This window comes from Paraburkholderia sp. SG-MS1, assembly GCF_012275575.1.
Taxonomy (GTDB): domain Bacteria; phylum Pseudomonadota; class Gammaproteobacteria; order Burkholderiales; family Burkholderiaceae; genus Paraburkholderia.
On record NZ_NPIH01000073.1, the window covers coordinates 1 to 2,513 of the forward strand.

Annotated in this window: 4 protein-coding genes; 2 read left to right on the forward strand and 2 right to left on the reverse strand. The window is 65.7% G+C overall.

The genetic code is table 11. The features are described 5' to 3' along the window. Nucleotides 1–502, reverse strand: a 502-nt coding sequence (locus CIC12_RS05035; protein ID WP_168662736.1) for an MFS transporter, incomplete at its 3' end; no start/stop codon positions are given. 90 nt (nt 503–592) lie between these two features. Here CIC12_RS05035 and CIC12_RS05040 point away from each other — a divergent pair. After that, complete coding sequence (locus tag CIC12_RS05040) at nt 593–1,303, forward strand: pseudouridine synthase (protein WP_168662738.1); 711 nt, start codon at nt 593–595, stop codon at nt 1,301–1,303. Nucleotides 1,304–1,473: 170 nt separating this feature from the next. Next, a complete protein-coding gene (locus CIC12_RS05045; protein ID WP_168662740.1) occupies nt 1,474–1,662 on the forward strand; it encodes a hypothetical protein in 189 nt (62 codons plus the stop codon). A 196-nt stretch (nt 1,663–1,858) separates the two neighbouring features. On the opposite strand, the gene CIC12_RS05050 is transcribed toward CIC12_RS05045, so the two are convergent. Beyond that, nucleotides 1,859–2,513: NAD-dependent epimerase/dehydratase family protein (locus CIC12_RS05050; RefSeq protein WP_168662742.1), on the reverse strand; the 655-nt coding region annotated here is incomplete at its 5' end.

Sequence of the window (2,513 nt, forward strand, 5' to 3'; positions counted from 1 at the left end):
GCAAACCACCGACCGCCGGCCCCCCGGAATAGGCGACGCTGCGCGCGAGTTCGAGCCGGCCGTTCGCGCTCGCGTACGCTTCGCGCGGCACGATGGACGGCACCAGCGACGGTGCGGCGACGTTGTAGGCCACGGTGCCCGTCGCCGCGATGAAACCGAGCGCGGCGAGCAACGGCAGGCTCAGCGCATGTGTCATCACGAGCAGCAGCACGCATAGCATCGCGCACACGCGCACGCTTTCGGCGAGCGTCATCAACATGCGGCGCGAGCGGCGGTCCGCCCACACGCCTAGCGGGATCGACAGCAACAGGAACGGCAGCGTCTGTGCGGTTTGCAGAAGCCCCGTACCGCGCGCATCGGCGCCGAGCACGAACACCGCGACGAGCGGCGCGGCGGCGAGACTGATCTGCTCGGCCGATTGCGCGGCCAGATTCGACCACGCGAGCTGCTGGAAGACAGCCGGCAATCGGATCGCGGATGATGATGAAGACGTGGCGGGCATCGATGTTCCTGCGTTGTGGTGGGGAGTCCATCGTCGTCCGTCCGGCGCCGCAAGGCGCTCCGCTTCTTGCGGTGTTATTCTTCGCTCGCCATGAATCTCGAAAGCATTCTCTTCACTCAAGGTTTCGGCTCGCGCCGCCAATGCCGGGCGCTGATCGCCGATGCGCGGGTGAGCATCGGCGGCGCTGTGTGCACCGACGCCGACGCCGACTTCCCGACCCACGACGACACCCTGCGCTTCAGCGTGGACGGCGTCGTCTGGCCGTATCGCGAGCATGCGTATCTGCTGCTGAACAAGCCCGCAGGCTACGAGTGTTCGCGCGATCCACAACATCATCTGAGCGTGTTCAGCCTGTTGCCGCCGCAGTTCGCCGAGCGCGGCGTGCAGTGTGTGGGCCGCCTCGATCAGGACACGACCGGCCTGCTGCTGCTCTCCGACGACGGCAAGTTCGTGCACCTGTTCACGTCGCCGAAACGCAAGGTGCCGAAGCTGTACGTCGCGACCACGCGTCATCCGCTCGACGACGCGCAATTGAACGCGCTGCGCGGCGGCGTGCTGCTGCATGGCGAGACTAAACCGAGCGCCGCCGTCGACGCCGAAGCGCGCGACGCGCACACGCTCGCGCTCACCGTGATGGAAGGCAAGTACCACCAGGTCAAGCGAATGATCGCCGCAGCCGGCAATCGTTGCGAAGCGCTGCATCGCGAGCGGATCGGCGGACTCGCGTTGCCTGCGGCGCTCGCGCCCGGCGCATGGCAATGGCTCGACGAAACCGACCTCGGTGCTTTACGGAGCGGGTAAACCGCTAGCGCCCGCTTAAGGTCTTGATGCGGCAGGAAAAGCCCATCGAGATGGGGGAACGATTCGGAGCGGCGGACGCAGAACCGCTGCGTCGCAGCATGCTCTTCCTTACACCGCGCCCTATACTCGTTTAAACAAACGACTACAAAAGGTTGGCAAGGAGGGGCGCCATGCACATCGTCGACACCATTACGACCTCGCAGGTGATGATTGCTTTCGTATGCTTCGGGCTGCTGCTGGTTGGCGGACTGGTCGTCATCATGCGGCTGCGGCACAAATATTCGCCGAACCTGATCGGCGCTCTGGTCGGCGGGATGCTGTGTTTCCTGCTGCTGGAATTCCTGCCCTCGCTGACCTGAGCGAGCGAACCCACGCGCAGCGCGACGCACGACGGCAACGCGACGCGAACGCGCTACGGAATTTTTCCGGACGATGCCCGGAACGGCGAGTATTTGCCGGGTTTCGACTAGCTCTGCAGGGCTCCCTGATCGAGCCTTTCCTGGAGGGGCTTCGAGTTCGGCGCTTGCAGCGCCTGCGCCCCGCCCGCTCATACGTTCACTTCATGCCTGCTTCATGCAGAAAATCCGCCACGCTCGGATAACGCAAACGCACGCCCAACTCCTCCTTCAGACGCCGGTTCACGAGCCGTCTCGATTCGCGCATGAACGACAGCAGGTTCGGATGGATCCGCTCTTCGGCCTGCGCGCGCGTGATGCGCGGCGCGCGCGGGAGGCCAAATGCATCGGCCACCGCGTCGAAGTACTCGCCCATCTTCAGCGACGAATCGTCGGACGCATGGATCACGCGCGCGGGCTTGCCGTGCGTCGCGAGACGCACGAGGATTGCGGCGAGGTCGTCGGCATGAATGTGATTGGTATAGACGTCGTCGGCGTCGATGAGGGCCGGCGTGCCCTTGTCGAGCCGCGCGAGCGGCAGACGGTTACGCGCATAGATGCCTGGAATCCGCGCGATGCTCGCCGCCACGCTGCCGCGTGCAGTCGCGCGGCGCAACTGCCGCTCGGCCGAGACGCGGCGTTTCGCGCGCGCATTAGCCGGCTGCGGCGCGCGCGTTTCGTCGATCCATACCCCGCCGCAATCGCCGTAGACGCCCGTCGTGCTCGCGTAGACAAGACGCACGGGCGCATGTGCCGCGGCGGTCCAGCGCACCCCGTCGGGTACAATACGGGCTGTTTCAGAACACGCCCACGAC

Coding starts and splice junctions, on each gene's coding strand:
- CIC12_RS05040 (WP_168662738.1), top strand. CDS start 593: ATGAATCTCGAAAGCATTCTCTTCACTCAAGGTTTCGGCTCGCGCCGC.
- CIC12_RS05045 (WP_168662740.1), top strand. CDS start 1,474: ATGCACATCGTCGACACCATTACGACCTCGCAGGTGATGATTGCTTTC.